The sequence below is a fragment of the Microbacterium sp. ISL-59 genome, from assembly GCF_018613945.1.
Lineage (GTDB): Bacteria > Actinomycetota > Actinomycetes > Actinomycetales > Microbacteriaceae > Microbacterium > Microbacterium oxydans_B.
The window spans coordinates 302,097-326,025 of record NZ_JAGGPG010000002.1 but is presented as its reverse complement, the minus strand read 5'-3'; the positions used below and the strand labels follow the sequence as shown (position 1 = coordinate 326,025).

At 69.2% G+C, this 23,929-nt stretch carries 19 protein-coding genes; 14 read left to right on the top strand and 5 right to left on the bottom strand.

Annotated features, from left to right (window positions below; translation table 11 throughout):
• Nucleotides 1-57 precede the first annotated feature (57 nt).
• The 7 genes from J7E45_RS05710 (at nt 58) to J7E45_RS05680 (ending at nt 10,899) form a co-directional block, all read left to right on the top strand.
• On the top strand, nt 58-5,517 hold the full coding sequence (locus J7E45_RS05710; protein WP_215067781.1) for an Ig-like domain-containing protein: 5,460 nt from the start codon (nt 58-60) through the stop codon (nt 5,515-5,517).
• 86 nt (nt 5,518-5,603) lie between these two features.
• Nucleotides 5,604-6,782 carry a histidine kinase gene (locus tag J7E45_RS05705; protein ID WP_215067779.1) on the top strand — a complete coding sequence of 393 codons (1,179 nt, stop codon included), beginning with the start codon at nt 5,604-5,606 and terminating at the stop codon, nt 6,780-6,782.
• Entirely contained in the window at nt 6,779-7,414 is a 636-nt protein-coding gene (locus J7E45_RS05700) for a response regulator transcription factor (RefSeq protein WP_215067777.1), read from the top strand. The genes J7E45_RS05705 and J7E45_RS05700 overlap by 4 nt, the downstream gene beginning before the upstream one ends.
• 106 nt (nt 7,415-7,520) lie before the next feature.
• The gene (locus J7E45_RS05695) at nt 7,521-8,282 is read left to right on the top strand and encodes an ABC transporter ATP-binding protein (RefSeq protein ID WP_029261819.1); all 762 of its coding nucleotides are present in this window, start codon (nt 7,521-7,523) and stop codon (nt 8,280-8,282) included.
• Complete coding sequence (locus J7E45_RS05690; RefSeq protein WP_215067775.1) at nt 8,279-9,739, top strand: ABC transporter permease; 1,461 nt, start codon at nt 8,279-8,281, stop codon at nt 9,737-9,739. Before J7E45_RS05695 ends, J7E45_RS05690 begins: the two co-directional genes overlap by 4 nt.
• Before the next feature lie 18 nt (nt 9,740-9,757).
• Nucleotides 9,758-10,417 carry a 2-phosphosulfolactate phosphatase gene (locus J7E45_RS05685; protein WP_215067773.1) on the top strand — a complete coding sequence of 220 codons (660 nt, stop codon included), beginning with the start codon at nt 9,758-9,760 and terminating at the stop codon, nt 10,415-10,417.
• Between the two features lie 59 nt (nt 10,418-10,476).
• Nucleotides 10,477-10,899, top strand: a complete 423-nt coding sequence (locus J7E45_RS05680; RefSeq protein WP_215067771.1) for a DUF3054 domain-containing protein — start codon at nt 10,477-10,479, stop codon at nt 10,897-10,899.
• A gap of 7 nt (nt 10,900-10,906) precedes the next feature.
• Here J7E45_RS05680 and J7E45_RS05675 read toward each other — a convergent pair whose 3' ends face one another.
• The 4 genes from J7E45_RS05675 to J7E45_RS05660 form a co-directional block, all read right to left on the bottom strand.
• Nucleotides 10,907-11,395: a SprT-like domain-containing protein gene (locus tag J7E45_RS05675; protein ID WP_215067769.1), complete on the bottom strand. Its 489-nt coding sequence runs from the start codon at nt 11,393-11,395 to the stop codon at nt 10,907-10,909.
• A gap of 47 nt (nt 11,396-11,442) precedes the next feature.
• A complete protein-coding gene (locus J7E45_RS05670) occupies nt 11,443-11,970 on the bottom strand; it encodes a hypothetical protein (RefSeq protein ID WP_029261824.1) in 528 nt (175 codons plus the stop codon).
• Nucleotides 11,971-12,112: 142 nt separating this feature from the next.
• Nucleotides 12,113-12,973: a spermidine synthase gene (locus tag J7E45_RS05665; protein ID WP_215067767.1), complete on the bottom strand. Its 861-nt coding sequence runs from the start codon at nt 12,971-12,973 to the stop codon at nt 12,113-12,115.
• A gap of 29 nt (nt 12,974-13,002) precedes the next feature.
• Nucleotides 13,003-14,262: an LCP family protein gene (locus J7E45_RS05660; protein WP_091035299.1), complete on the bottom strand. Its 1,260-nt coding sequence runs from the start codon at nt 14,260-14,262 to the stop codon at nt 13,003-13,005.
• A gap of 206 nt (nt 14,263-14,468) precedes the next feature.
• Here J7E45_RS05660 and J7E45_RS05655 point away from each other — a divergent pair, with 206 nt between their 5' ends.
• From J7E45_RS05655 to J7E45_RS05635, 5 genes are read left to right on the top strand one after another with little or no spacing between them, the layout of a single operon-like run.
• A complete protein-coding gene (locus J7E45_RS05655; RefSeq protein ID WP_091035297.1) occupies nt 14,469-15,755 on the top strand; it encodes a sugar ABC transporter substrate-binding protein in 1,287 nt (428 codons plus the stop codon).
• Between the two features lie 15 nt (nt 15,756-15,770).
• Entirely contained in the window at nt 15,771-16,745 is a 975-nt protein-coding gene (locus J7E45_RS05650; RefSeq protein ID WP_215067765.1) for a carbohydrate ABC transporter permease, read from the top strand.
• Nucleotides 16,742-17,575 (top strand): carbohydrate ABC transporter permease, encoded by an 834-nt coding sequence (locus J7E45_RS05645; protein WP_029261829.1) that lies wholly within the window; start codon nt 16,742-16,744, stop codon nt 17,573-17,575. Before J7E45_RS05650 ends, J7E45_RS05645 begins: the two co-directional genes overlap by 4 nt.
• On the top strand, nt 17,572-19,080 hold the full coding sequence (locus tag J7E45_RS05640) for a glycoside hydrolase family 3 N-terminal domain-containing protein (protein ID WP_215067763.1): 1,509 nt from the start codon (nt 17,572-17,574) through the stop codon (nt 19,078-19,080). Before J7E45_RS05645 ends, J7E45_RS05640 begins: the two co-directional genes overlap by 4 nt.
• 15 nt (nt 19,081-19,095) lie before the next feature.
• Nucleotides 19,096-19,965 carry a MurR/RpiR family transcriptional regulator gene (locus tag J7E45_RS05635; protein ID WP_215067761.1) on the top strand — a complete coding sequence of 290 codons (870 nt, stop codon included), beginning with the start codon at nt 19,096-19,098 and terminating at the stop codon, nt 19,963-19,965.
• A gap of 102 nt (nt 19,966-20,067) precedes the next feature.
• Here the strand turns inward: J7E45_RS05635 and J7E45_RS05630 are convergent, their stop codons facing one another.
• Nucleotides 20,068-20,988: a sugar kinase gene (locus J7E45_RS05630; RefSeq protein WP_215067759.1), complete on the bottom strand. Its 921-nt coding sequence runs from the start codon at nt 20,986-20,988 to the stop codon at nt 20,068-20,070.
• A gap of 163 nt (nt 20,989-21,151) precedes the next feature.
• On the opposite strand from J7E45_RS05630, the gene J7E45_RS05625 reads away from it, so the two are divergent.
• Nucleotides 21,152-22,825: an ABC transporter substrate-binding protein gene (locus J7E45_RS05625; RefSeq protein WP_215067757.1), complete on the top strand. Its 1,674-nt coding sequence runs from the start codon at nt 21,152-21,154 to the stop codon at nt 22,823-22,825.
• 90 nt (nt 22,826-22,915) lie between these two features.
• Nucleotides 22,916-23,920 carry an ABC transporter permease gene (locus J7E45_RS05620; protein WP_091035281.1) on the top strand — a complete coding sequence of 335 codons (1,005 nt, stop codon included), beginning with the start codon at nt 22,916-22,918 and terminating at the stop codon, nt 23,918-23,920.
• Nucleotides 23,921-23,929 lie beyond the last annotated feature (9 nt).

The following is a 23,929-nucleotide window of genomic DNA, read 5'->3' as shown; positions in this document are numbered from 1 at the left end:
CCGGTTCGCCGGGCTGCCGTGGCCACTGCGGCCCCTCGTGCCGCGGCCCCACGAAAGATGGCTGCGACTCTGGCGCTGCTCCTCGGCGTGGCGTCGGCGTTGACCGCGGGCTTCGGCGGGTCGGAATCCGCTTCGGCAGCGGAGGTCGCGTGTGTCCCGACGGGCGCGTACGTGCATTGCGTCGACTTCACCTACACCGGCGGCGACCAGACCTTCACCGTCCCCACAGGCGTCACGCAGGTGAGCGCGACGCTCACGGGTGCCGGCGGCGGGGGCCAGTGGGCGGGCGCGGGTCAGGGCACGCAGGGCGGCGGCGCGGGTGGGCAGGCGGTCGGCGTCCTATCCGTCACGCCGGGAGCATCTCTCACGGTCACCGTCGGCCAGGGCGGTGCGCCGTTGCCGGGGGCTCCGACTTACGGCGGCGGTGCCGTCGGTGGCGGCGCGGCCACCGGAAACGTGCGTCCTGGTGGAGCCGGTGGAGGCATGAGCGCGATCTGGCAAGGCGGGTACGGCGTCACTCCCTTGCTCATCGCAGGCGGTGGAGGTGGTGCACCCGGAGGAAGCAGTGCGGCCGGTTCCGCCGGAGGCGCCGGAGGAGGCACCGCGGGAGCCCCGGCGCCCGCAGAAGGGCTAGCCGAAACCGGACGCGGCGGTAGCCAGACTGCGGGCGGAGCAGCGGGGACGGGTGCGTGTACGGCTGGTGCTCCGGCGGCGGGGGCGCAATATGCGGGAGGTGTCGGTGGGGGCGCTTCGAATTTGAGCATCGACGGCGGCGGTGGCGGTGGTGGCGGCTACTACGGGGGCGGTGGCGGTCGGTGTCTGGCTCTGCTGGGTATCGGCGACGGCGGAGGCGGCGGCGGGTCAGGCTTTGCGGCTCCTGGTGTGGTCGGCGCGGCGCTGACACTGGGTGGAGGAGCAGCCGGCGGCGGAGCTGCAGCGAGCGGCGGAAATGGGACCGTGCGACTCCAGTGGGGTGCGGCAGCCGTCGTGACCGGCCCTGCCGATGGAGCCACGGTTCCGCCTCGACCGGCATTCTCCGGCACGGGAACACCGGGCGACGTGGTCGAGATGCGCGACGATTCGGGCGCGGTGCTCTGCACCGCGACGGTGACCGCGGCGGGGACGTGGAGCTGCACGTCGATGTCGGATCTTGCCGTGGGCGCCAACGTCGTGCAGCCGTACACCGTGGTCAACGGCCAGGCGTTCGCCGGCAACGCGATCACCGTGACCGTCCCCTCGCCGTCGACGCCGGTGATCACCGGACCTGAGGATGGCACCGCGGTGGCGGATTCCACGCCGACCTTCACGGGCACCGGAGACGATGGCGACACGATCACGGTCCGCGATGGCGGTGGTGCCGTGCTCTGCACGACGACCGTGGTGGACGGTGCATGGTCGTGCACGCCCACGACGGCGCTACCCGAAGGTGCAGCCACGGCGACGCCGACGGCGACGAACATCGACGGCACGAGCACGACCGGTGCGCCCGTCGCGTTCACGGTGGATACGGTGGCCCCTTCGGCGCCGGTGATCACTGGTCCAGCGGATGGTGCGGTGCTGACGGATGCCACGCCGACATTCACCGGCACGGGTGATGATGGCGACACGATCACCGTGACGGATGACGACGGCACCGTGCTGTGCACGGCCACTGTGGTCGATGGCGCGTGGTCGTGTACCCCGACCGATCCGTTGCCGGAGGGCGGGAGCACGATCACGCCGACGGCGACGGACGCGGCGGGGAACTCCACCCCGGGGGAACCGATCGAGGTGACGGTGGACACGGTCGCCCCGTCGGCGCCGGACATCACGGGCCCGGCGGATGGCGATGTGGTGGACACGGCGACGCCGACGTTCACCGGAACCGGTGATGACGGTGACACGATCACCGTGACGGACGGTGACGGCACCGTGCTCTGCACCGCGACTGTGGTCGATGGGGAGTGGTCCTGCACCCCGACCGATCCACTGCCGGAAGGCACGAACACGGTCTCCCCGACCGCGACCGACCCTGCGGGGAACTCGACGGCGGGTGCTCCGATCGACGTGACGGTGGATACGGTGGCGCCGTCCGCGCCGGTGATCACTGGCCCCGCCGATGGCGATGTGGTGACGGACGCGACGCCGACATTCACCGGCACTGGGGATGACGGCGACACGATCACCGTCACCGATGGTGACGGAAAGGTGCTGTGCACGACGACCGTGGCGGCTGGCGCCTGGTCCTGCACGCCCACGGATCCGCTGCCGGAGGGCACCAGCACGATTACGCCGACCGCGACGGACCCGGCCGGAAGCTCGACGGCGGGTACTCCGATCGATCTGACCGTGGACACGGTCGCCCCGTCGGCCCCCGTGATCACGGGCCCCGAGGATGGCGATGTCGTGGCGGATGCGACGCCGACGTTCACCGGTACTGGGGATGATGGTGACACGATCACCGTGACCGACGGTGATGGAACCGTGCTGTGCACGACGACGGTGGTCGACGGTGCGTGGTCGTGCACGCCGACTGATCCGTTGCCGGAGGGGACGAACACGGTCACGCCGACGGCGACGGACCCGGCCGGCAACGCTACCGCGGGCGACCCGATCGAGTTCACGGTCGACACGGTGGCTCCGTCGGCTCCAGCGATCACCGGCCCGGCTGATGGTGCGGTGGTGACGGATGCGACTCCGACGTTCACCGGAACGGGTGATGACGGCGACACGATCACGGTGACGGACGGTGACGGCACCGTGCTCTGCACGACGACCGTGGTCGACGGCGCCTGGTCCTGCACGCCGACCGATCCGTTGCCGGAAGGCGTGAACACGATCACGCCAACAGCGACCGACCCGGCAGGGAACACGACGGACGGTACTCCGATCGAGCTGACCGTGGACACGGAAGCTCCGTCTGCCCCGGTGATCACCGAGCCGGCGGAGGGTGATCTGGTGGATACGGCGACGCCCACCTTCACGGGTACGGGTGATGACGGTGACACGATCACCGTGACCGATGACGACGGCACGGTGCTGTGCACGACGACCGTGGTCGACGGCGAATGGTCGTGCACTCCGACCGATCCGCTGCCGGAGGGGACGAACACGATCACGCCGACCGCGACGGATCCGGCCGGGAACACGACGGAGGGCGATCCTGTCGAGTTCACCGTCGACACCGTTGCGCCTGCGGCCCCGGTGATCACCGGTCCGACTGACGGTGCTGTGGTGACGGACGCGACGCCGACCTTCACCGGTACCGGTGACGATGGCGACACGATCACCGTGACCGATGGTGACGGCACCGTGCTCTGCACCACGACCGTGGTCGACGGCGAATGGTCGTGCACGCCGACCGATCCGTTGCCGGAGGGGACGAACACGATCACGCCGACGGCGACGGACCCGGCGGGGAACACGACGGCGGGCGACCCGATCGACCTGACGGTCGACACGGTGGCCCCGTCCGCTCCGGTCATCACTGGCCCGGCGGATGGTGCTGTGGTGACGGATGCGACGCCGACTTTCTCGGGCACCGGTGACGATGGCGACACGATCACGGTGACCGATGGTGACGGCACGGTGCTGTGCACGACGACCGTCGTCGACGGCGCCTGGTCGTGCACGCCGACCGATCCGCTGCCGGAAGGCGTGAACACGATCACGCCCACCGCGACGGACCCGGCCGGGAACACGACGGAGGGCGATCCGATCGACGTGACGGTGGACACGGTAGCCCCCACCGCACCCGTGATCACGGGGCCGGCGGATGGTGACGTGGTGGACACGGCGACGCCGACGTTCACGGGTACCGGTGATGACGGGGACACGATCACTCTGACCGACGATGACGGTACCGTGCTCTGCACGACGACCGTCGTCGACGGCGAATGGTCGTGCACGCCCACGGATCCGCTGCCGGAGGGGACGAACACGATCACGCCGACGGCGACCGATCCCGCGGGCAACCCCACAACGGGTGACCCGATCGACGTGACGGTGGACACGGTGGCCCCCTCCGCTCCGGTGATCACCGGCCCGGCTGACGGCGCTGTGGTGACGGACGCGACTCCCGCCTTCACGGGCACCGGCGATGACGGCGACACGATCACTCTGACCGACGATGACGGCACGGTGCTGTGCACGGCGACCGTGGTCGATGGCGTTTGGTCGTGCACGCCGACCGATCCGCTGCCGGAGGGCGCGAACACGATCACGCCCACGGCGACAGACCCGGCGGGTACCTCCACGGCGGGCGATCCCATCGATCTCACGGTCGACACGGAGCCCCCGTCGGCGCCGGCGATCACCGGGCCGGCTGATGGTGCTGTCGTGACGGATGCGACGCCCACGTTCACCGGAACCGGTGACGACGGTGACACGATCACGGTGACCGATGGTGACGGGGCCGTGCTGTGCACGGCCACCGTGGTCGATGGCGCTTGGTCCTGCACGCCGACCGACCCGCTGCCGGAAGGTGCGAGCACTGTCACGCCGACGGCGACTGACCCCGCAGGTAACTCCACGGCGGGCGATCCGATCGATCTCACGGTGGACACCGTGGCCCCCTCCGCTCCGGTCATCACCGGTCCGGCGGATGGTGCTGTGGTGACGGATGCGACGCCGACGTTCACCGGAACCGGTGACGATGGCGACACGATCACCGTGACCGATGGTGACGGCACTGTGCTGTGCACGACGACCGTCGTCGATGGCGCCTGGTCCTGCACCCCGACCGATCCGTTGCCGGAGGGCGCGAACACGATCACGCCGACGGCGACGGACCCGGCGGGGAACACGACGGCGGGCGACCCGATCGACGTGACCGTGGACGCGGTCGCCCCCACGGCCCCGGTGATCACAGGCCCGGCGGATGGCGCTGCAGTGACGGATGCCACGCCCACCTTCACGGGTACCGGTGATGACGGCGACACCATCACTCTGACCGACGATGACGGCACCGTGCTCTGCACGACCACCGTCGTCGACGGCGCGTGGTCCTGCACCCCGACCGATCCGTTGCCGGAGGGGACGAACACGATCACGCCGACCGCGACCGACCCCGCCGGGAACACGACCGCGGGCGGCCCCATCGACGTGGTCGTCGACACGGTGCCGCCCGCTCCGGTCCTGAACCCGGTCTGTGTCCAGAACCCGGATCTCACGATCACCTGTTCGGGCACCGGCGAGCCGGGGACGACCGTGGTCGTCACTGCGCCGGACGGCACGGAACTGTGCCGCACCGCTGCGGTCATGCTGGAGTGGAGCTGCACGTCGTCCGGTCCTGCCGACCCGCAGGCGGTCACCATCACGGTCATCGATGCGGCAGGCAACGTCTCGACGCCCACGATCGCTCCCGTGACGCCGTACGTCCCGCAGCCGTCCGGCGGGGGCAGCGGCACGCTGGGAACCACCGGTGCCGACAGCTCTGCGGCTATCGCCCTGGGAGCCCTTCTGCTCATGATGGGCGGGGCGGCGCTCCTGCGCTCGAGGCGATGGGCGCCCGTGGAATCCGATTCCTCGACCGCTTGACGGGAGATCCTCGCCCGCGTGTGACACCGCACGGATACATCCACGGACGGATGTGTCCGTGCGGTGCGCTCGCGTAGCGTGGGGGAGTGATCCGGCCACTCTCCCGCACGGCGCTCGCGCTCGACATCGTCGGGGCGACGCTGCTCTTCCTCGTCCTGATGCCGACGTCGCTCGTGTTCTACGGGCCGGGCACCGGGAACACGGCGATCGGAGGCATATCGGTCGTGGCAGTGGTCTTCGCTGCCGTGCTGATGTTCGGCGGCGTGGCGATCGGCCGCCTCGCGCCGGGCTGGGCGCTGGCCGCGGCGTGGTCCGGTGCGATCCTGCAGATGATCGCCGGGTTCGGCCCGCTGCCGATCGACTTCGCCATCCTGCTCATCCTCTACGCCACGGCGGCGTGGGGCACTCGGCGGGTGCTCTGGTGGGGCTTCGCCTCCGCGCTCGCCGGTGGACTCGTCGCCGCCCTCTACATGGTGGTCGTGAATGGCGTCGCCTTCGGCGTCGGCACCGGATGGGAGAAGGTGACGGCGGGCACGCTCCTCCTCATCGTCTCCGTCATGGCGCTCGGGTTCGCCTGGGTCTGCGGCCTGCTGTGGCGGGTCGTGCTGCGCGCGCGCAGCACCCGAGCCGCCCAGCTGCAGGCCGAGTCGCTCGCCGTCGAGGAGCAGGAGCGCGTGCGCATCGCCCGCGACATGCACGACATCGTGGCGCACTCCCTGGCCGTCGTCATCGCGCAGGCCGACGGCGCGCGATACGCGGCTGCGGCGAAACCAGAGATGGCGACCGAGGCCCTCGGAACGATCGCGCAGACAGCGCGCGGCGCGTTGAGCGACGTGCGCATGCTGCTGACCCAGCTCCGGCACCGGCAGGGCGACGGCCCGCAGCCCACGCTCGCCGACCTCGAAGCTCTGTTCGCGCAGGTGCGGCAGGCAGGGATCGAGCCGCGGGTCACCGTCGACCCGATGCCTCCGGGGGAGCCGCCGGGAGCGATCCAGCTCGCCGTCTACCGCATCCTCCAGGAGGCGCTGACGAATGCGATCCGCCACGGCGACGGCGCCGTGGACGTGCACCTGGCCTGGTTTCCCGATCGGGTCGACATCGACGTGCGGAACACGGTGCAGCGGGAGACGATGGTCGCACCCGGTGGGCACGGGGTCATCGGCATGCGCGAGCGGGCACAGCTCGTCGGCGGTAGTCTGCAAGCCGAGCTCCGAGGGGCTCAGTTCGTCGTCCACGCCTCGCTTCCGATCGGAGCAGCCGAATGATCAGAGTCGTGCTCGTCGACGACCAGGCGCTCTTCCGCGCCGGCATCCGCATGCTCGTCGCCTCACAACCCGACCTGGAAGTCGTCGGCGAAGCCGGCAACGGACAGGAAGCGCTCGACGTCGTCCGTGCCACGCGGCCCGACGTGGTGCTGATGGACATCCGGATGCCGGTCATGGACGGTCTCACGGCGACCGCCGAGATCCTCACCCGGCCGGAGCCGCCCCGCATCGTGATGCTCACGACGTTCGACCTCGATGAGGCTGCCGCTCGGGCGATCCGGCAGGGCGCCAGTGGCTTCCTCCTCAAGGACGCCGATCCGGAGTTCCTGCTCGCCGCGATCCGCACCGTGCATTCCGGGTCGAGCGTGATCGCGGCCTCGGCGACGCGCGATCTGTTCGCCCACTTCGCCGAGGCGCCGAAGCCCGTCCCGCCGCAGTACACGACGCTCACCGACCGGGAGAAGGAGATCTTCGCGCTCGCTGCCCGGGGGCTGTCGAACGCCGAGATCGCCGGCCGGGAGTTCCTGAGCGAGGCGACCGTGAAGACGCACATCAGTCGCATCCTCACCAAGCTCGCGCTGCGCGACCGTGTGCAGCTGGTGGTCTTCGCCTTCGAGCACGGCCTCGCCTGACCGGCGATCGGCCGGCGAGTGGTCGGGTGCAGATCATCCCTGCGATGTATCAGGATGCTCCGGGCGGGCGATGACCGGCGCGGGGCTGCGGAAATAGCGTCGAAGCATGGAGATCACGACCACCGACCTGGGGCTCGCCGCCCGCGTCCAGCACCTGAAGAAGACGTACGGCTCGGGCGAAGGCACCGTCCGTGCGCTCGATGACGTCAGCGTCGGCATCCGCCGCGGACAGTTCACCGCGATCATGGGCCCCTCGGGCTCGGGCAAGTCCACGCTGATGCACATCATGGCGGGGCTCGACAGCCCGACGGAGGGGCGCGCGTGGATCGGCGACACCGAGATCACCGGTCTCGGCGACATCGACCTGACGATCCTGCGCCGCCGCCGGGTCGGCTTCATCTTCCAGGCCTTCAACCTGGTTCCCACCCTCGACGCGCTCGGGAACATCATGCTCCCGTTCGAGCTCGACGGACGCCGCCCGAGCGCGATCGAGAGGGCGCGCATCGACGGACTGATCGAGACGCTCGGGCTCGGCTCGCGCCTCAACCACCGTCCGCATCAGCTGTCCGGCGGGCAGCAGCAGCGTGTCGCCATCGCTCGCGCCCTGGCGACCGCCCCCGACCTCGTGTTCGCGGATGAGCCCACCGGCAACCTCGACTCCAAGACCGGGCGCGAGGTACTGCGCCTGCTCGCCACCGCGAGCCGCGAGCACGGACAGTCCATCGCGATGGTGACGCACGACGCGATCGCGGCGAGCCACGCCGACCGCGTGCTCTACCTCGGCGACGGGCGGATCGTCGCCGACCACCCCCGTCAGACCGCGGAGGAGATCTCGGCGTACATGCTCGCCGCGGAGGTGGCGGCATGACCGCCGTCGCCACGGTCGTCCCCGAGACGCGGGTGACCGGTCCTCGCCTGGCGTGGCTGCGAGACCGGGGCATGGGTGCCAGCATCCTCGTCGCCGCGCTGTCGGCCGCGTTCGGTGTGCTCCTCGTAGAGATCACGGCTTACATCGGGGCGGTCCTCCAGGCCGACCCCTTCATCGGCGACAGTGAGACGCTCGCGTTCGTGGTCGCTCTGCTGTCGGTGCTGCTCACCGTCGTCGCCATGTACGTGGCCGCGATCGTCACGGCCAACACCTTCTCGACGATCATCGCCGGACGCACGCGCCAGATCGCGCTCATGCGTCTGATCGGGGCGACCGCACGTTCGCAGCGGGCTCAGGTCGGCAGGCAGGGTCTCGTCGTCGGCCTACTCGGCGCGGCGATCGGTCTGCTCGTCGGACTCGCGCTGGCGGTGATCGGTGTGCAGATCGGGGCGCAGCTGATCGACAACGCCCCGGCATCCTTCTCGCTCGCGCAGCCGTTCGTCGCGCTGCCCGCGATCGGTGTCGCACTCACGACCTGGGCTGCGGCGTGGGCCGGCTCTCGGCGTGTGCTCTCGGTGACGCCGCTGCAGGCACTGGGCGGATCGGTCGAGCGGACCCATGACGAGGTGTCGGGCAAGCACGGCCGACATATCGGTGCGTGGATCCTGCTCATCGCCGGAGCCGTGCTCCTCGCTGCCGGCGTGGTCGTCGGGCTCGTGACGCCGCTCGGCGTCGTCATCGCCTTCTTCGGGGGTGTGCTGTCCTTCACGGGGCTCGCTCTCGGATCCGTGCTGTTCATGCCGCCGGTGCTTCGCCTGGTGGGGCGGATGTTCGGCTCGAGCGCGACTGCCCGCCTCGCGGCCGAAAACGCGCTGCGCTATCCGGAACGGTCGTCCCGCATGGCCATCGGCGTGGTGATGGGGGTGACTCTGGTGACGATGTTCGCCGTCGCGCTCGAGTCCGCGAAAAGCCTGATGATGAGCCAGGTCACCGGGGAGGTGCCGGAGGAGTTCTTCGCGCCGATGGACGCATTCGCCGCGGTCATGATGGTGCTGGTCGCCGTCTCCGCCGTCATTGCGGCCGTCGGCCTCGTGAACCTGCTCACGATCGGCGTGGTGCAGCGTCGCCGTGAGCTCGGTCTGCTGCGCTCGATCGGGCTGTCGAACCGTCAGGTGCGGCGGATGGTGCTGCTCGAGGCCACGCACATCACGGTGGCCGCAACGCTGACCGGTCTCGTGCTGGGCATCGTGTACGGGTGGATCGCGGCGCAGTCGCTGCTGGGCTCCGTTCCGACCCTGCCGGAATTCACTCCTGCCGGGCTCGTGGCCCCGCAGGTCCCGTGGATCCCTATCGCCATCATCGTCGTCGCCACGGCGGTGCTCACGCTGGTCGCGGCTGCCACGCCCACGCGCCTGGCCACCCGGGTGGCTCCGGTCGAGGCACTCGCTGCGGATTGACGGCTCTAGGCTGGTCGGATGCCGTCGCCGTTCGATCAGTCCACGTACCAGGTTCGTCTCGACTGGGGCACCGCGGGTCTCGCCCGTCTCGCACCCGCCGACATCGTCGTGGTCGTGGATGTCCTGCGATTCTCGTCCACCGTGATCGATGCCGCGGTCGCCGACACCGAGGTGGTTCTGGCCGAGGCCGAGGGATGGTCGCGGAACGGCGCAGCGGTCGCCGCCGCGGCATCCCCGGATGCGATCGTCCTCGTCGGCGGCATCCGCAACGCCACTGCTGTCGCCCGCGCAGTGCAGACCGTGCAGGAGCGTCGACAGGCGCGCACGTCGGTCGCGGTCATCGCGGCGGGAGAGGCTGATGCCGCCGGTGTGCTGCGGTTCGCGGTCGAGGATCAGCTCGGTGCGGGCGCCATCGTCCTGGCTCTCTCGGATCGGGGCATCGATCACACCTCGCCGGATGCGGCGGTCGCCGCCGAGGGATTCCGTGCCCTCCGCGGCGCGCTGCGGCACATGATCGGCGCAAGCGGGTCGGGGCGTGAGCTCGCCGATGGTGTGGCGTCCACCGCTCGTATCGAAGCATCCGGCCTGACGCCGACATCGACGACGGATGCCGCCGTGCTCGACGCCGTCGACGTGGTTCCCGTTCTGCGCGAGGGGTTGTTCACGAGGTTCGAGTGATCTCCGTCCGACGCCGCGCGGGAGACGATGGTTCGGCCGTCGCCACGTAGGGTCGTGGCATGAGGTACCTCCCCGCCGTCATCGTCGACATCGTGCTCGTGCTCGTCTTCGCCGCGATCGGTCGTGCCTCGCACGATGAGAATCCGGCGGGGTTCCTGCTCACCGCCTGGCCGTTCCTGATCGCTCTGGCGATCGGCCATGTTCTCGCGGCTCTGCTCCCCGCCAGGCCCCGCCGGCCGTGGTCGGTGCTGTGGGGCACGGTGGTCTGGGTCGTGACGGTCGCCGGGGGCATGCTCATCCGCGTGCTCAGCGGCGACACCGCCGAGGTGCCGTTCATCATCGTGGCCACGATCGTGCTCGGTGTGTTCCTGGTCGGCTGGCGGGCGATCACCGCACTGCTGCGTCGACGCCGCGCTGCCGCGGAGGCGCAGGAAGATTCCGTCCCGCTCGAGGACGAGTACCCCGACGACCTGCCACGATGAGCAGCGGTCAGCGGGGCATCTGAGCGGCGAGACGCACGTCGGACGGGATCTCGCGGCGGGTCCACGCGAACACATGCCTGGCATCGAACGTGCGTGAGCAGCGGGCGCAGGAGGTGGCCCTCGTCGGCCGCCGATGCCGGTAGGTCACGTGCCCGGAGGGGCACTGTCCCACCCACGGTGCGAGTTCGACAGCGGTCTCGCCGTGATGGGTCGTGCCGCCGACGTAGCCGAGGTCCTGCGCGACGCGTTTCCATACCGGGCCGTGCGCGGCCGCATGTCCGGCGAGCGCGTGCGCGACCTCATGCAGCAGCACCTGGTGGATGTCGTCGTCTTCGAAGCGGGCGGCGAGGTAGCGCGAGACCGTGATGCGCTTCTTCGTGTAATCGCACTGTCCGGCCCGGCGCTTGGCATGGTCGAACCCGAAGGTCCAGCTGTCATCGAGATGCAGCGTGATCAGTGCTTCGCCCCAGACGCGCACACGGTCGAGTTCCGCCATGCGCCCAGATTATGCCCTGCGACCGACATCGTCGTCGCAGCACGGGTTCAGCCCGCGACGAGTTGCGACGGACGGCGACGCTCAGCGGCCTCGATCGCCAGCAGAACGGTCTCCAGTTCGCGGTCCTCTGCGCCGGATTCCCGCCGGAGGAACAGCGACTGCTTGAAGCTCTCCCGCGCTGTCTCGTAGTCGCCGGCCTCGTAAGCGTTCTTGCCGTGGTGCTGATACGCGAATGCCGCGATCGACAGCCAGCGCTGGCCTTCGGCCTCGGTCGCGCAGGTGGCCAGCTCCTGTTCGGCGGCGGCGTGCGCACCCCGGTACTGCAGGATCGTGGCGTGCAGCACCCGAGCGCGCAGCACGTCTTTGCGGGTGCCGGCCATGCGCGCCTGGCGCACGGTCTCGTCGGCCAGCACGAGTGCCTCGTCCAGACGGTCGAGCACCTTCAGCAGCCACACCCGCTCGAGCAGTGCGGGCAGGCTGCGCTGCGACTCGATCTCGGCAAGGCGCGTCGCGCACTCGTCGAGATCGACCTTCTCGCGGAGCGTCTCCTGGTCGTATCCCCGGATGAAACTCATTGCTCTCCTTCCGCAGCGTCCCCGTCCAGTCTGCCTTCCGGTCGAGCGCTCGTCGGGGCGGCGCGCCCTGGTCGGCGCATCCGAGCTGCGACATACCGCGGCGCGGTCGGCGTCGGGCCGCGCTCGATCGATCCCGTCGAGGTCAGCGCAGGAAGAGCGAGGCGTCGGGGCGAGGCGATGCGACCGCATCGGCATCCGTGACGACCCGTGCGCCTTGCAGGAAGGCCGCGGCCTCAGTCCCCTGCGCGATCTTCGCGGGATGCGGGCCGGCCGCCAGCATCCGCGGCAGCCACTCGGTCGGCAGCGGAGAAGCGGATGCCGCGATCACGAGGTTCCCGAAGCGCCGCCCCTTGAGCACCTGGGTATCGGCGAGGATGCCGATCTCGGGCAGCACTTCGGCGATCGTCGCGGCCTGGCGGCGGGCGAAGGCGAGGCCCGGGCCGTCCGCGACGTTCACGAGCAGCACACCTCCGGGCGCGAGCAGGCCGGAGAGCTCGCGGTAGAACTCCATGCTCGTGAGGTGGGCGGGCGTCTGCGCTCCGGAGTAGACATCCGAGACCACGAGGTCGCAGCTCGCCTGCAGGGCGCCCGGCAGCCGGCTCACCCCTTCCCGTGCGTCGCCGATGCGGATGCGGATGGCCGCGCCCTTCGGCAGCGGCAGATGTTCGCGGACCAGCTGGGCGAGCGGCGCTTCGAGTTCGATGACCTGCTGGCGGGAGCCGGGTCGTGTGGCGTCGATGTAGCGCGGAATCGTGAGGGCGCCGGCGCCGAGGTGCACGGCCGTCAGCGGCCCGGGCGCCAGCTGATCGATCACCGCGCCCATGCGCACGATGTACTCGAAGTGCAGGTGCGTGGGGTCATCGAGGTCTACGTGCGACTGCGGGGTGTCGTCGACGATGAGCTCGAACCCGGTGGTGAACTCCGACGGCACGATGCTGGCGATGCCGCCGTGGTCCAGGCGGACCTGCGGATGCTCGGCGTCGCGCGATCGGTTTCGGCCCATGGCCCGAGCCTACGCGGCGGGTGGGAAGGTCAGCGCAGCCGGCCGTTGGCGCAGGTCTCCTGCTCCACCGTCTGGCCGGAGATGGCCGGGTCGAGCGTCGCGCGCGGCGCCGGGGTCGCGGGCGCGTCCGTGGACGGAGGGGTGGCCGGTGTCTCACCTTCGGTGCCCGGAGCGGGCTCGACCAGCTCGACGCCCCCGTTGTTGCTGACGCCGCCAGTGAGCTGCACGGGCTGACCCGCTTTCAGCGCGTCCCAGATGGTGGCTGCCGCGTCATAGTTCGGGACGACCCGGTCGGAGTCGTCCGGGTCACCGAACACCGGGTACTGCAGGAAGACGAAGTCCGAGAAGGGCACGTCCTTGATCGAGAGCGCGAGCTGCGCGAGCCGGACGGGATTGGCCAGCTCGTCACTCGGGTCGATGTTGTCGACGACGGTATTGGCGAGTCCCAGCACCTTGCCCGGGTCGCTGAGCACCTCGTCGCTCATGATCTTCTTCACCAGGCGCGACATGTACTGCTGCTGGTTCGAGACGCGGGCCATGTCGCTCTCGTCGCCGACACCGTGCCGGGTGCGGATGAACTGGAGCGCCTCGTAGCCCGAGACGGTGCGCGGTCCCGGCTCCCAGTCGAGAGCCGTGTGCCGGTCGCGGATGCCTTCTCCACCGATGCACACCTCCACACCGCCGATCGCGTCGGTGACCTCCATCACTCCGTCGAAGGCGATCTTCGCGGCGAACGGGATCTCGATGCCCGTGAGTTGGGTGACCGTCTTCGCCACGCAGGAGAGCCCGGCTCGTTGGAAGATCGAGTTGATCTGCGTCTTGTTCGTGGCCGAGGCGACGGATCCGTCCGGGAGCGTGCACTCCGGGGTCTCGATCATCAGGTCGCGGGGGAGCGAGACCACCGTGACGTTGCGGGGCTCTGCCGAGACGTGCACGAGCAGATTCACGTCATTGAGGATGCCGCCGTCGGCCTCCGAGCAGCGCTCGCCGAGAAGTCCGGTCGAGACCTCGCCGCACTCATCGGTGCCGATGATGAGCATGCTGAACTCGCCGGGGAAGGCGCCGATCTGGGGAGGCTCCACCTCGGGGGCGTCTTCGAGGGTGACGGCACCGTCGCTGAAGCGATTGAAGTAGTCCGTCACGATGAACGCGGCGACGGCGATCGCGGAGACGAGGATGACGCCCAGCGTGATCCCGGCGATCTTCAGGAAGCCTTTGGCGGGCCCGGGAGTGGGGAGAGTCGCATGGCGCGCGACCGTGGAGCGGTCGGCTTCGTCGTGGCGGCGCATGCCCGCGAGCCTACCGGCGGACCCTGCGGGCGCCACGCAGGCCGAGCCTGGGCAACACCTGGGAGAGACCGCGGTGATGGCGATGTTACGGCCGCATGACGATTGTGGGAGGAACTTGCAGGTAATTAGTTAGTCGTGGATACTTTTTCCTAACCCCCGGCGAATACCTGATACTCGCCTGGACTTTTCAAAGAGGAGATCCCCGCATGCACAAGCGCATTCTTCCGGCCGTGGCGCTCGGCGCCGTGGCCACGCTCGCCCTCGCCGGCTGCGCCGGCGGCGGTGACACCGGCTCTACCGACGGCGAGGGCAAAGAGCTCACCGTCTGGATCATGAAGGGCACCAACCCTGACGCGACGGCCTTCTACGACGACGTCGCCGAAGCCTTCGAGAAGGAGACCGGCGCGACGGTCAAGATCGATGAGATCCAGTGGGCAGACGCTCACGACCGCTTCGTGACCTCCATCGCCGGTGGCACGACTCCTGACATCGCCGAGACCGGCACCACCTGGACCGCCGAGTTCGCCGACGCGGGCGCGCTCCTCCCGATCGACGAGTACGTCGACGGTGAGAAGGGCCTGCGCGACGACCTGGTCGAGGGCCTCGAGGTCGCCGGCACCTACGAAGACGAGCTGTACGGCATGCCCTGGTACGCCGGTGTCCGCTCGCTCATGTACCGCGCCGACGTGTTCGAGGAGCTCGGTCTCGAGGCTCCGAAGACGTGGGACGACATCGTCGCCGCGGGTGACGCCATCAAGGCCGCCAAGCCCGACATGCTGCCGTTCCCGGTTCCGGGTGACGCCGAGTTCCAGGTCTACCCCTGGGTCTGGGGCGCCGACGGCGAGATCGCCACGAAGGACGGCGACACCTGGACCAGCGAGCTCGACAGCGCCGAGTCGCAGGCGGGCATCGAGTTCTACACGGGCCTCGCCACCGAGCACGGCTTCTCTTCCGCAGGTGCCACCACCTGGAAGGAGACCGACCTCCGCGACGCGTTCACGCAGGGCAACGTCGCCATGATGCTCTCGGGCTCGTGGACGCCGAACTCGCTCATCGAGGCGAACCCCGACCTCGAGGGCAAGATCGGCGCCGCGGTCATCCCCGGCCAGGACGGCGGCATCGCCCCGTCGGTGCTCGGTGGATCGCACCTCTCGATCTTCAACACGACGAAGAACGCCGACCTGGCGTGGGAGTTCGTGAAGCTCGTCACGACCGGCGAGTTCGCCGAGCAGTGGTCGGACGAGACCGGCTACTTCCCGGGTGTGCAGTCCGCGATGGAAGAGGCCCTCGCCTCGACCGACCCGCTGGTCGCACCGTTCGCCGAGCAGATGGTCGACGGCGGAGCATCCGTCCCGGTCACCCCGAACTTCGGCGCCGTCCAGGCGAAGAAGACGACGAACTCCATGATCCAGGCCATCCTCAGCGGACAGAAGGACGTCGCGACCGCGACGAAGGACGCTTCCGCTGAGATGACCGAACTGCTCAACCAGTAAGGAAGCATCCCTTCCATGTCGATGGTGCAAGCGCCACTGCCGGCCACGGAGGCGGAGTCCACCTCCGCCTCCGTGGCCGGCGGCCGGAAGCGACGCGGTCTCTCGATCGTCGCAGCCCGCCCCTGGCTTCTTCTCGCGCCCGGGCTGGTCATCCTCGCGGTGCTCATGCTCTGGCCTCTCATCCAGGTGTTCATCTTCTCGCTGCAGGACTACGGCCTGCGCGAGATCAACACCGGGGAGAACAACTGGATCGGTCTCGACAACTACGTCGAGGCGCTCACCAACCCGACTCTCTGGACGGTGGTGCTGCCCAACACGGTCGGCTTCGCCGCCGTGGCGGTCTTCGTCACCGTGGCCGTCGGCACGCTCGTGGCCCTGCTGCTCGCGCGGCTCGGCACCACGTGGCGCGTCATCGTCTCCAGCTGCATCATGGTCGCGTGGGCGATGCCCGCCGTGACCGGCACGTACGTCTGGACCTTCATCTTCGATGCCGACCGAGGCATCTTCAACGCGGTGCTGCGCGACCTCGGCCTTATGGACGACCCGGTCAACTGGTTCACGAACCAGTGGTCCTTCTACGCCATCGTGCTCCTCAACGTCGTGCACCACGGCTTCCCGTTCGTAGCGATCACGGTGCTCGCCGGTCTCCTCGGCGTCTCGAAGGAGATGCTCGAAGCGGCAGCCCTCGATGGCGCCGGCGCCTGGCGCCGCTTCTGGAAGATCATCTTCCCGACGCTCCGCCCCGTCTTCTCGGTCGTGATCATCCTCTCGACCATCTGGGACTTCAAAGTCTTCGCGCAGGTCTACCTGATGCCCGGCGGTGGCGGCGGAAACCGCCAGGTGCTGAACCTCGGCGTCTGGTCGTACGTGGAGTCGTTCGGCCAGAACCGCTACGGCTTCGGTGCGGCGCTCGCGGTGCTTCTCACGCTCGTGCTGATCGGCATCACCATCGTCTACATCCGCTCCCTCATGAAGGAGGACGAGCTGTGAACCCGCGCCCCCGGCTCCGCTCCCGGATCGGACTCGGCATCGCGGTCGCCGCGGTCCTGATCTTCACGCTGTTCCCTGTGTACTGGATGGTCTCCAGCGCGTTCGACGGCAAGGCCTCCAGCGGTGGGCAGTCGCTGATCCCGCAGGAGTTCACGTGGGACAACTTCGCGTTCGTCCTCACCGACGGCGGCTTCGGCACGTACCTGCGCAACTCGGCGATCGTGGCTCTCGTCACCGTCCTCGTCAGCGCCCTCGTGTGCCTGCTCGCTGCCGTCGCTGTCGCGCGGTTCAAGTTCAAGTTCCGCACGATGATCCTGATGATGATCCTCGTGGTGCAGATGGTGCCGCTCGAGGCGCTCGTCATCCCGCTGTTCCTCCAGGTCAAGAGTCTCGGCCTGCTCAACAGCATCCTCGGCCTCATGGTCGTCTACGTCGCCCTGTCGCTCGCGTTCGGCATCTGGATGCTGCGCGGCTTCGTCGCCGCCGTCCCGGTCGAGCTCGAGGAGGCCGCCTACATCGACGGTGCCAGCTGGTGGCGGATGTTCCGCTCGGTGCTGCTGCCGCTGGTCATGCCCGGCCTCGTCGCGACGAGCATCTTCAGCTTCATCACGGCGTGGAACGAGTTCATCTTCGCGATGACGATCCTCGGTGCCCAGACAGATCAGTACACGGTCTCGATCGGTCTCAAGTCGTTCTTCGGCCTGCACTCCAACGATTGGGGCAGCATCATGGCCGCGTCGACCATCATCACCGTCCCCGTCATGATCTTCTTCGTGCTGGTGCAGCGCAAGCTCGCCTCCGGCATGGTCGCGGGAGCCGTGAAGGGATGACCGACGAGCTCGAGCGCCTCGCGAACGGCGTGCTGTGGCCGGGATTCTTCGGCACCGAGGCACCGGAGTGGCTGCGCGCCGAACTGCGTGACGGACTGGCCGGGGTCGTGTACTTCGGTCAGAACGTGGGCGAAGGGCTCCCGGCGCTCAGCGCGGCGATCCTCGACGCGAACCCCGACGCCCTGATCGGCATCGACGAAGAGGGCGGCAGCGTCACCCGGCTCGAGTCGGCCACCGGCTCGACGGTTCCCGGAGCGGCCCAGCTGGGCCTCCTCGACGACCTGGTGGCGTCGGAGAAGACCGGGGCGGAGCTGGCCCGGCGCGTGCGTGCGGTCGGTGCCAACGTGGTGCTCGGCCCGGTCGCCGACGTCAACACCGACCCCCGCAACCCCGTCATCGGCGTGCGCGCGTTCGGCGATGATGAGGCGCTCGTCTCGCGGCATGTGGTCGCCACGATCGACGGCATCCAGGATGCGGCGGTCGCCGCGTGCGTCAAGCACTTCCCGGGTCATGGCGACACCCACATGGACTCGCACCACTCCCTTCCGGAGATCACGCTCGACCTCGACGAGTTCGAACGCGTGCATCTGGAGCCGTTCCGCGCGGCCGTCGATGCCGGCGTCGACGCGGTGATGACCGCGCACATCGTGGTCCCCGCGTGGGGCGAACAGCCCGCGACCCTCAACCCGCGTGTGCTCGGCATGCTGCGGGACTGGGGCTACGACGGTGTCATCATCACGGATGCGCTCGACATGGCCGCCATCCGTGAGACGGTCGGACTCGGTGGGGGAGCAGCCTTGGCGCTCGCCGCCGGCGCCGACCTGCTCTGCATCGGAAACCCGACCAACCCCGGCGACGCCGCGCTTCCCGATCAGGACGAGCGGGACTTCCGCGCGACCCGTGACGGGATCGTCGCGGCACTGCGCGACGGCTCGCTCTCGCGTGAGCGCGTGGAAGAGGCTGCCCGTCGGGTGGCTGCCCTCGCCGCCAAGCTCCGCGCCGCCGCCGACCATGACCAGGAATCCGCCGACGACTTCGACGCCGCGGACATCGTGCGTCGCGTGCTGACGGTCACCGGTGACACTCCCGCTGCCGCATCCGAGCTCGCCGTGATCGATGCCCGTCGCCGCTCGACACTCGCCGTCGACAGCGCGGGCTCGTACGTCGCGAACGCGCTCGCAGACGACGGCCTGCGGGTGCGCCTCGATGTCGCATCCACCCCGCTCGCCGAACAGGACCGCGTGCTGGAAGAGGTCACCGCCGCTGCGGGCACGACGGTGCTGTTGATCGACCGACCCGACACGGATGCCGCGCAGCGGGCGCTCGTCGAACGGGCGGCGGTGCGCGATCCGGCAGCAGTCGTGGTCAATGTCGGTCTTCCGACGGCGAACCCGCTGCCGCTGCCGACCGTCGAGGTCGCCGCGGCCAGTAGGCTCGGTGCGCAGATGGCGCGCGATGCGCTTCTCGGGCGTTTCGCCGTGCAGCAGAGGACCAGCGCCGGCTGAGGACAGGATCACTCCATGGACGATGACGTTCTGGCACGTGTACGGCGCTCGCTCCCGAAGCTGAGCGCGGCAGAAGCGCGTGTCGCGGAGACGATCCTCGGGGACCCCACGCTCGTCGTCGACCTGGCGATCAACGATCTCGCCCAGCTCTGTCGCACCTCGCTGTCGACGGTGGCCCGCTTCTCCCAGTCGCTGGGATACAGCGGCTACCGGGAGCTGCGCGTGGCGGTCGCGCGTGCGATCACACTCGCCCAGGCGCAGCAGGCGCGGTTCGGTCTGGACACGACGGCCATCGATCCGGACGACGGACCGATGGCCATCGCCGCCAAGCTCGCCGCGCAGGAGATCGACGCGATCGAGAAGACCGCGATCGCTCTCGATGCGGCAGCCCTCGACCGGGTCGCCCGTGCGGTGGTCGATGCCCGGCACGTCGACCTCTTCGGACAGGCGGCGTCATCGCTGACCGCGCAGGATCTGCTGCTGAAGCTGTCGCGCATCGGGTGCTCCGTCTCGCATTCGTCTGACCCGCATCTCGCGACGACGACGGCCGCGCTGCGGACAGCGGACGACGTCGCGATCGCATTCTCGCACGGCGGTGAGACCGCGGAGACCCTGCGGGCGCTCGAGGTCGCCCGAGATGCCGGTGCGCTGGCTGTCGCGGTCACCAGCGTCGCGGAATCCTCCCTGGCACTCGCGGCGGATGTCGTGTTGCTCACGCACGCGCACGAGTCGCCGTTCCGGATGGCGGCGATGTCGAGCCGCATCGCCCAGCTCGCTCTGGTCGACGTGCTGTTCGTGCGCGTCGTGCAGCACAGCGGCGAACCGGTCGCCGTGTCGCTGCAGCGCACCCACGACGCGGTTCCGGCGCGCCGTCGCCGCAGCTGAACGCCGTGCCTCCCCGCGTGGGGAGGCGTCCTCCGTGTCGGGCGGAGAAACCCGGGGCGAAACGCCGCCCCATGGCGGGTTCTCCGCCCCACGGCGTGCGGCTCAGTCGACGTGGTCGCGGGTGCTGAGGAGCGCGCGGGTCGCGATGCGGTGCCCGCGGGCGACGCTCCCGGTGAGAGACAACCCCGTCAGCACTCCGGCGAGGAAACCCGCGGCGAAGGCATCTCCCGCACCGATGGTCTCCACGACGGGCGCGTCGAGCGCATCGCTCTCGGCACGCTCTTCGCCGTCGAAGGCGACGGCCCCGCTGGCGTCGGTGACCGCCAGGTATCGCGGCTGGGGGAACAGCGCGCGCAGTTCCTGGGGATCGCTGGTCCCGAACACGGCCTCGGCGTCGGGGCGCGTGCAGAACACGATGTCGGCGCGGCGGGCGAAGTCGGACACGATCTCCCTGCCCTCCGCCTCGCGGCCACGCCACAGCGCGGGGCGCCAGTTGAGGTCGAAGCTGACGAGCCGGTCGGGACGGCGCTCGGCGTACAGCGCCTCCTGGGCAGCGAGCGCGGATGCCGAGATGGCGGGCGTGATCCCCGAGGTGTGCACGAGCGCGGCTTCGGCGAGCAGGGCGGATGCCACCGGCGCCGCCAGCGTCTCGGGCGACATCGCGGCCGCGGCGGAGCCCGCGCGGTAGTAGTGCATCGTCCCGTCGACAGCGCCGTCCGCTCGGGCGACGAGCTCTTTCACGTAGAGCCCCGTCGGGGCGTCGTCGTCGATCTCCACGGCCGCATCGTCGACGCCGTGTGCGCGCAACTCTGCAGTGAGGAAGCGGCCGAAACCGTCATCGCCGACCCGGGAGAGCACAGCGGTGCGTATGCCGGCCGACGCCAGAGCGATGGCGGTGTTCCACTCCGCTCCGGCCAGGGATCGGTGGAAGGTGCGGCAGTCCTCCAGCGGTCCGGCGGTGGCGGCGACGAGGGCGACCATGCCCTCACCGAAGCAGATGGCGAGGGGGGTGGAGTCGGACACGGTCTGGACACTACCCGAAACGCAGGGCCCACGCCGATACCGGATTGCAACGTGGAACCGTTTGGCATCTGAGGATCCGCTGGGTACGGTCTAGTCATCACCGTCCCCGAGGCGAAGAAGCCTCGGGACGCGCAATGAAGCGCCCGACAGGGAAGGTCACACAATGCACCAATCAGTCAAGCGTCGGCGAGGACTCATCGCCGTAACCGGAGCCACGATCGCCGCGATCGCCCTCGCAGGGTGCGTCGCCAGTGAGCGAGGCGACGACGGCGCAGAACCCGCAGGGGATGTCGACGGGACGTTCGTCTTCGCGGCATCGTCCGACCCGGCCAGCCTCGATCCCGCCTTCGCGCAGGACGGCGAGAGCTTCCGCGTCTCGCGGCAGATCTTCGAGGGTCTGGTGGGCACCAAGCCCGGCACGGCAGACCCGGCACCGCTCCTCGCCGAGAAGTGGGAGTCATCCGACGACGGCATGTCGCACACCTTCACGCTGAAGGAGGACGTGACCTTCCAGGACGGCACCCCGTTCAACGCCGAGGCCGTCTGCGTCAACTTCGACCGCTGGTTCAACTGGACCGGTCTCGCCGCCTCTGAGGCGTTCGGCTACTACTACAACAAGCTGTTCAAGGGCTACGCCGCCAACGCGGCCGATGCCGTGTACAAGTCGTGCACGCCCGATGGCGACTACTCGGTCACGATCGAGCTGAACAAGCCGTTCGCCGGTTTCATCCCGTCGCTCTCGCTGCCGTCGTTCGCGATGCAGAGCCCGTCGGCGCTGCAGGAGTTCGGTGCGGACGAGGTCGCCGGCTCCGCCGAGGCCCCGCAGCTGTCGGAGTACGCCATGGGACACCCGGTCGGCACCGGCCCGTACCAGTTCGACGAGTGGGCACCGGGCGAGCAGGTCACGCTCAAGGCCTACGACGACTACTGGGGCGAGGCGGGGCAGATCGACGAGATCATCTTCCGCACGATCGACGACCCGACCGCCCGCCGCCAGGCGCTCGAGTCCGGCTCGATCGACGGCTACGACCTGGTCGGCCCCGCCGACACCAAGGCGCTCGACGACGACGGCTTCACGATGGTGTCGCGTCCGCCGTTCACGATCCTCTACCTGGCGTTCAACCAGGCGATCCCGGAGCTGCAGGACCCGAAGGTCCGTGAGGCGCTGTCGTACGCGGTCGACAAGGACGCGCTCATCACCCAGGTGCTCCCTGAGGGCACCGAGAAGGCGACGCAGTTCGTGCCGGAGGTCGTCAACGGGTACAACCCCGATGTCACGACCTACGACTACGACCCCGAGAAGGCCAAGGACCTGCTGGCCGAGGCCGGCTATGACGAGGCCAACCCGTTGAAGCTCACGTTCAACTACCCGGTCAACGTCTCGCGTCCCTACATGCCGGACCCCGAGCAGATCTACACGGTGCTGTCGTCGCAGCTCGCCGAGGTCGGCGTCGAGACCACCCCGGTCTCGGAGGAGTGGGTCGAGTACCTCGACCGCACCACCGGCACCGCGGATCACGGCATCCACCTGCTCGGCTGGACCGGCGACTACAACGACACCGACAACTTCGTCGGCGTGTTCTTCGGACAGAAGAGCTCCGAATGGGGCTTCGACAACCCCGAGCTGTTCCAGAAGCTGACCGAGGCCCGCGGCGTCTCCAGCCTCGAGGAGCAGACGCCGCTGTACGAGGAGATCAACGAGATGGTCGCCGAGTTCATCCCCGGCGTCCCGCTCGCGCACCCGGCGCCGACTCTGGCGTTCGATCCCCGCGTGAAGAGCTATCCGGCCAGCCCGGTGAACGACGAGGTCTTCACGGACATCGTCCTCACCAAGTAGTCGGCCTGACCACCTGATATGCCGAGTCCCGGTCCCGCACACATCCGCGGGACCGGGGCACGGCGTACCTTCTGATCGACGGAGATCTTCGTGCTGCGCACCATCGGCAGGCGACTGCTGTTCCTCATTCCCACTCTGTTCGGGCTCAGCATCCTGCTGTTCGCCTGGGTCAGAGCCCTTCCCGGCGGCCCCGCGGTCGCCCTACTCGGCGAGAAGGCCACACCGGAGGCCGTCGCCAGGGTCAACGAGCTCTACGGCTTCGACGAACCCCTCATCCAGCAGTACTTCACCTGGATCGGGCGACTCCTCCAGGGCGACTTCGGAACGTCCATCCAGACGAACCGCCCCGTCGTCGAGGAGTTCATGCGCCGCTTCCCGGCGACGCTCGAGCTGAGCGTCATGGCGCTGATCTTCGCGATCGGCGTCGGCATCCCGCTCGGATACTGGGCTGCCCGCCGTCACGGCAAGCTCACCGACCACGCGTCGGTGGTGCTGAGCCTGATCGGTATCACCATTCCGGTGTTCTTCCTGGCGTTCATCCTGAAGTACGTCTTCGCCGTGCAGCTCGGATGGCTGCCGTCGGACGGCCGTCAGGATCCGCGAATAGACGCCACCCATCCCACCGGGTTCTACGTGTGGGACGGCATCATCACGGGCGAGTTCGATGCTTCGTGGGATGCGATCCTGCATCTGATCCTCCCGGCGCTCGCGCTGGGCACGATCCCGCTCGCGATCATCGTCCGCATCACCAGGGCCAGCGTCCTGGAGGTACAGAACGCGGACTACGTGCGCACCGGACGGGCGAAGGGCGTCGGATCCCCGACTCTGCGCAACCGCTTCATCCTGCGCAACGCCATGCTGCCGGTGATCACGACGATCGGCCTGCAGACCGGACTCCTGATCTCGGGCGCCGTGCTCACCGAGACCGTGTTCGCGTTCCCCGGCATCGGCTCGTTCCTCGCGAGGGCGATCTTCACGCGGGACTTCCCGGTGCTCCAGGGATTCATCATCTTCATCGCCATCGCGTACGCGCTGATCAACCTGGCGGTCGATGTCTCCTACAGCTTCATCGACCCGAGAGTGAGGGTGCAGTGATGTCCCTCG